Annotated in this window: 7 protein-coding genes; 3 read left to right on the forward strand and 4 right to left on the reverse strand. The window is 64.0% G+C overall.

The features are described from left to right. From Q8O80_RS13955 to cobF, 3 genes are all read right to left on the reverse strand, one after another. The coding region (locus Q8O80_RS13955; RefSeq protein WP_305580247.1) for a precorrin-8X methylmutase at window positions 1-380 on the reverse strand (380 nt) is incomplete at its 3' end. Further along, complete coding sequence (locus Q8O80_RS13960) at window positions 377-1,549, reverse strand: precorrin-3B synthase (RefSeq protein ID WP_305580249.1); 1,173 nt, start codon at window positions 1,547-1,549, stop codon at window positions 377-379. The genes Q8O80_RS13955 and Q8O80_RS13960, both read right to left, overlap by 4 nt. Window positions 1,550-1,574: 25 nt before the next feature. After that, window positions 1,575-2,330 (reverse strand): precorrin-6A synthase (deacetylating), encoded by a 756-nt coding sequence (gene cobF / locus Q8O80_RS13965; RefSeq protein ID WP_305580251.1) that lies wholly within the window; start codon window positions 2,328-2,330, stop codon window positions 1,575-1,577. A gap of 92 nt (window positions 2,331-2,422) precedes the next feature. Here cobF and Q8O80_RS13970 point away from each other — a divergent pair, with 92 nt between their 5' ends. Beyond that, a complete protein-coding gene (locus Q8O80_RS13970) occupies window positions 2,423-2,761 on the forward strand; it encodes a helix-turn-helix transcriptional regulator (protein WP_305580253.1) in 339 nt (112 codons plus the stop codon). Between the two features lie 148 nt (window positions 2,762-2,909). Then, the gene (locus tag Q8O80_RS13975) at window positions 2,910-3,260 is read left to right on the forward strand and encodes a DUF305 domain-containing protein (protein WP_305580255.1); all 351 of its coding nucleotides are present in this window, start codon (window positions 2,910-2,912) and stop codon (window positions 3,258-3,260) included. 2 nt (window positions 3,261-3,262) lie between these two features. Here the strand turns inward: Q8O80_RS13975 and Q8O80_RS13980 are convergent, their stop codons facing one another. After that, window positions 3,263-4,288 carry a LacI family DNA-binding transcriptional regulator gene (locus Q8O80_RS13980; protein ID WP_305580257.1) on the reverse strand — a complete coding sequence of 342 codons (1,026 nt, stop codon included), beginning with the start codon at window positions 4,286-4,288 and terminating at the stop codon, window positions 3,263-3,265. Between the two features lie 190 nt (window positions 4,289-4,478). Here Q8O80_RS13980 and Q8O80_RS13985 point away from each other — a divergent pair. Further along, window positions 4,479-5,717 (forward strand): sugar ABC transporter ATP-binding protein (locus Q8O80_RS13985; protein ID WP_305580259.1); only part of this gene is annotated, 1,239 nt, incomplete at its 3' end.

Below are 5,717 nucleotides of genomic sequence, written 5' to 3' on the forward strand. Positions count from 1 at the left end.
CGTGGCAGCCAGAGGCGCAGGGCGGCGGCGGAGCGGGTATTGCCGATCGCCGCGGCCAGGGCTGGCGTGGCTGGATCACGCAGTGTGCAGATGACGTCGTTATTGGCCGGCAGGCGGTCGGCGGTAACCCCGCGCGCGACCATTTCAGCATCGCAGAATATCGGCGCGCCGTCTTTGAGGGCGTTCTGCGCAGCGGCAACGAAACCGGGACCAAACTCGAAATGCTGTGCCGCCTCGACCGCTCCGGCAGCGTGAATCATTCGGATGGCCAGTTCAGCCTCATCAGCGCTGAACGCAGACAGGTCGGCTTCGGCCCGGATGATGGCGAAGGACTGCCGATAAATGGCGTCGCCATCCTTGATGTAGTCGTATTGGGTCATCGTCTTCCTTGCCCGGACGGGCCGAGGGCGGACTCAAGCTGGTCCGCGCGCAAAACACTCTCTGGCGTATCGCCCGCTGTGCCGTTGATGACAAGACCGTAACCGTCCGGCTGCCCCACCAGCGTCAATGCGGCGCGGCGCGGATGCGCACAACCCTTGGCGCAACCCGAGACGTGCAGATCGCCACCCGCCGGCAGAAAAGCTGCCAACTTTTCAGCAATGGCGCGGGCCGGGATATGGCCGGAGGCACAACCGGCGCTGCCGATGCAGGCGCTGATCCGGGTGCGCGGATCGGCCGGATCGGTGATGAAACCAAGCGCGGTCGCTTCGCGGACGAATTCGGCGGGAGCATTGATGGCCAGCAAAGCGTGGTGCGGGGCGAGGCGCAATTCGGTGACGCCCATTTGGCTGGCGCGGGCAGCAAGCGCGATCAGCGCGGCACTGTCGCTGGCGCCAAAGGGCAGGGCGATGCCGGTCGCACTGCCCATTGTCACCTTGAACTGACCAATGGTGGCGCTGCTCGTCTGCGCACTCAGCGCTGTGCCCTCGATCAGGTCGGTGGCCCGGGCGGCAAGCCCCCGTTCGGCGAGTTGGTGCAGCACGGCCAGCGCAGCGGCAGGTGCATCTGCTGCGTCGAACTCGGCCTGCGGCTGGCCGGCAATGGTCAATGTCCAGCGACCGGGCGCGATTGCGGTCAGCCCGATATCGGCCTTCAGCCCGGCGCGGGTGATCTGCCCCATGCCATCCACCACCACGGTGACCTTGGGGCCAAGTCGGCCATCCAGCGGCGCGGCAAGAGCCCGGATGGCGGCGGCGAGACCGCGCGGGTCGCTCAGCTCCGTGGGGTCGTCGCCAGCCAGGGGCGGGGTTTCCACCACCAGTCCCTGCTCGATAGTGGCGCTAGCCCGCACGGCCGCAGCAAAAGGCGCGGTACTGGCTGGAGTCAGCCCGCGCACCTGCAGATTGCCGCGAGCCGTGATTTCGACCTGACCATTGCCATGCAAGGCCGCCAGTTTGGCGATGGCGCCAAGCTGCGTCGGGGATAACTGGCCATCGGCAAGCCGAAGTCGGGCCAACAGGCCGTCGCCGGTCTGCATCGGCGCCTCAAGCGTCGGGCAGGCGCCGCGACGCTGCGGCGATGGAATGGCGATGGATGGGGCAACGGACATGGCAGGAGGTTTATCCCATTGCCGGTCAGGGATGAAGAGGCTCCCGCTCCTCCCGCTTGCGCAGCAGATAGGTATCCATGATCCAGCCATGCTGGCGCCGGGCGGCCTGGCGCGTTGCCAAGATCTGCTCGGCGACATCCCCCAGGCGACCGGCAATGATGATTTCGTCCGGTGTGCCCAGATAGGCGCCCCAGAAAATCTCCAGGTCGGGGTCGGCCTGGGTGAAGGCGGTCTGGCCGTCAAGCATGACAATGGTATCGTCCGTGACAGCCGTCAGGCGACGTCCAGTGGTGATGTGGACCGGCTCGCCAATGCGATTGAGGGCAATGCCGTGCGCCGCCGTCAGCGCCTGTACCGAGGTGATGCCGGGGACGATTTCCACGGCGACGGGATGAGCTTGGCGCAAGCGCTCGATGATGCGAATGGTCGAGTCGTAGAGCCCCGGATCGCCCCAGACGAGGAAGGCGCAGCTGCCATCCTCGGGCACATCGGCCAGCAGGCCGGCAAAGCGCCGGGCGAGGGCGGCATGCCAGTCGTCAACGCCAGCGCCATAGTCCGGGTTGGCCGCATCGCGTTGGGGCACCGCATATCCCAGGGTGCGGCTGGCTGGATTGGTCACATAGCGGGCGATGATCTCGCGGCGCAGATCAGCCAGATCGGCCTTGTTGCTCCCCTTGTCGGGGATAAACAGCACATCGGCCCGGTTGAGCGCATTGATGGCCTGAATGGTGATGTGCTCGGGATTGCCAGCCCCGATGCCCACGACGAGAATGGTTTTCATGCCCGGTTCTTGCCCGATGGGCGCGTCCTTGACAAGCGATCACCCGCAATTTATTCAAATGCATTATATTATACAACTGAGTTGAATGGACTATGCCGGACCCCCTTAGCGCGACACTCTCCGCGCTGGCCGATCCCACCCGCCGGGCCATTCTGGCGCGGCTCGCGCAGGGTCAAGCCAGCGTCAATGAGCTCGCCGCACCGTTCGACATCACCCTGGCCGCCGTGTCCCGGCACATCAAGGTGCTTGAGGGCGCGGGGCTGGTCAGTCGCAGCAAGAAGGCACAATGGCGGCCCTGCAAACTGAAGGCCGCGCCGATGCGCGACGTTGCCGCACTGCTCGAAAACTATCGCCAGTTCTGGGAACAGGATCTCGATCAGCTGGACTACTACCTCAAGGCGCTGCAGCCGCCACCCCGCAACAAGACCTGAAGCCTGGCGCCTGGTTGAACCGGATCGCGGTGCCGGCAGCGATCCTCCAACCGAGACAATCACAATATTGCGCGCCAGTCTGTTCTCGCTTGACCTTGCCAGAGGGGAATGCCGCACAATCGGCATCTTTCAACGAAATGGATTTGCAATGAAATCCCTCCTTATTGCTGCAGCACTCACCCTTGGTCTCGGCCTGCCGGTTCTGGCGCAGGAACACACCACCCATGCCATGGCGCCGTCGGACAACCCGGCCACCGCTGCCTATGAGGCGGCCAATATGCAGATGCACGAGGAGATGGCGATCGCCTTCTCCGGCGATGCTGACGTCGACTTCATCAAGTCAATGATACCGCACCATCAGGGCGCGGTGGACATGGCCAGGATTGTGCTCGAACATGGCAGCGATCCTGAAGTGAAGGCACTGGCCGAGGCGGTGATTGCCGCCCAGGAACAGGAAATTGCCTGGATGCAGGACTGGCTCGCCAAACGCGGCGAGTAGCGTCAGGCCCGCCGTGGCGCGCCCACTGAATTGCGCACGATCAACTCGCTGCGCAACAGCACCTCGGTATTGGCAGGCGTTTCGCCTGCCAGCAGGGCCAGCAGCAGATCCATGGCGCCTTCGCCGATCCTGTGACGCGGCTGCTTCATGGTGGTCAGCGAGGGGGTGACGAAACTGGCGAAGGAAATGTCGTCAAAGCCCATCACCGAAAAATCGCGCGGCAGGTCATATTTGCGGGCGGTCAGCGAGATGATCACCCCCAGCGCTGTGGCGTCGTTGACGCAGAGGAAGGCGGTGGGCAGCACGTCGCGCACAAACATGTGCTCGGTGGCGGCGCGCCCGCTTTCGGTGGTGCCGTCGCCATCAAGGATCAGCAGGGGATCGATGGCCAGCCCGGCCCCGCTCAGCGCGGCGCGATAGCCTTGCTCGCGCAGTTTGTTGACGGCCTTGCTGGTGGAGTGGCCGATAAAGGCGATGCGCCGATGTCCCTGGGCAATCAGGTGCTCTGCGGCAATCCGGGCGCCCTCGAAATTATCGACGCCGACAAACGGCACGTCGCTATTGGACACCGGCTCATTGACCGCCACCATGGGCGGCAGGCGCATCGCGCTGCCGGCAGCACCGATGCCATAGGGCAGGTGTCCGGTGAGCAGGATCAGCCCGTCGGCCTGATTGGAATTGATGAAGCGCAGATAGTCGGCCTCGCGGGCCGGGTCATTCTGCGTATTGCCGATCAGCACGCCATAGCCGCGCTTGCTCGCCTCGGTCTCCAGCCCCACCAGAATATTGGAGAAATTCGGGTCGCCCACATCGGGCGCCAGAATCAGGATCATGTTGGAGCGGCGCATGCGCAGCGAGCGCGCCATGGCATTGGTGGTGTAGCCGGTGCGAGCCACCGCTTCAGCGACACGGCGACGCGTTTCGTCGGCGACTTTGGTGGGCTCATTGATGGCGCGACTCACCGTGGCGATGGATACGCCGGCGATCGCCGCTACGTCTTCAATCGTGGCCAGTTTCCGGTGCTGCAATCTGTGCCTCGCACGCCCCCTGGCGCCCACCCGATCTGCCTGTAGCAGATGGCACGGACAGCGCCAGACCCCTCCTACGGCTTAGGCCGTTTGTCGAGACTGTAAACCTTTACATCGATCATGAAAACCTTTACATGTCGGGTTGAGAATGAAGAGTTGGGGGTCAACCCCGCCGCGTTCCGGGAGGGGTTTGATCATGTCCATAGCTGACGGCGCGGTTGTGCCTGCCATCCTGTCGGCGCACAGGATCAGCAAGTCGTTTGGCGAAGTCCCCGTTCTGTTCAGTATCGATTTCGACATCAAGCCGGGCGAAGTGCACGCCATTATCGGCGAGAACGGCGCCGGCAAATCCACCCTGATCAAGGTACTGTCCGGCCTCGAACAGCCCAGCTCGGGTACTATCTCCTATGACGGCAAGACCGTGGTGCTGCCCCCCAATGGCGAGGCCGAGGCCATGGGCATTGTGGTGATCCATCAGGAATTGCTGCTGGCCGAGCATCTGACCGTCGCCGACTCGATTTTCCTGGGTCGCGAACTGACCAGAAACGGCTTTCTGCGCCTCGCTGAGATGCGCGAACGGGCCGTCGCCATCCTCGATACCCTCCATGTGCATGTCGATCCGGATGCCCGGATCAACACGCTCTCGGTGGCCGACAAGCAGATGGTGGAAATCGCCAAGGCGATCAGCCGCGATGCGCGTGTGCTGATCATGGATGAGCCCACCGCCGTGCTGTCGCAGGGCGAAACCGAGACCCTGTTCGAGCAGATCCGCCGTCTGCGGGCGCGTGGCGTCGCGGTGATCTTCATCTCCCACAAGCTCGACGAGATCATGGCGCTGGCCCAGCGCGTCACCGTGCTGCGCGATGGGCAGTTGATCGCCACGGTCGGTACTGAAGCGCTGACCCCGGACTCCATCGCCCAGATGATGGTGGGCCGCGAACTCTCCAATCTCTATCCGCCCAAGCATGAACCCGATGTCGACGCACCAATCGTGCTGTCGGTGCGCGATCTGGTGGCGCCGGGCGTCAAGAATTTCTCGTTTGAGCTGCGGCGCGGCGAAATTCTTGGCTTTGCCGGGCTGATCGGTTCGGGCCGCACTGCGGTCGCCGAAGCCGTCGTCGGGCTCAACCCGCGCGAGCGGGGCGCCATTGAGGTCAACGGTACGCCGCAGAACTTCACTGAAGTGGCCCAGTCGGTCGCGGCGGGCCTGGCCTATATGACCAAGGACCGCAAGGGCCGTGGCCTGCTGCTCAATGTCGGCCTCGACCCCACTCTGACGCTGCTGACGCTCAGCAAGCATCTCAAGCATGGCTTTCACGATGGCAAGAGCGAAGCCAGGGCGCTGGAGCGTGCTGTGCGCCGCTTCGACATTCGAGCCCGCGACGCTTCGGTCAAGGTCGGCCAGCTGTCGGGCGGCAATCAGCAAAAG

The organism is Devosia sp. (assembly GCF_030689745.1).
In the GTDB taxonomy this organism is placed as follows: Bacteria; Pseudomonadota; Alphaproteobacteria; order Rhizobiales; family Devosiaceae; genus Devosia; species Devosia alba.

Bases quoted from the DNA above. Each gene is read 5' to 3' on its own strand.
- Q8O80_RS13960 (WP_305580249.1), bottom strand. From the start codon at position 1,549: ATGTCCGTTGCCCCATCCATCGCCATTCCATCGCCGCAGCGTCGCGGC.
- cobF (WP_305580251.1), bottom strand. From the start codon at position 2,330: ATGAAAACCATTCTCGTCGTGGGCATCGGGGCTGGCAATCCCGAGCAC.
- Q8O80_RS13970 (WP_305580253.1), top strand. From the start codon at position 2,423: ATGCCGGACCCCCTTAGCGCGACACTCTCCGCGCTGGCCGATCCCACC.
- Q8O80_RS13975 (WP_305580255.1), top strand. From the start codon at position 2,910: ATGAAATCCCTCCTTATTGCTGCAGCACTCACCCTTGGTCTCGGCCTG.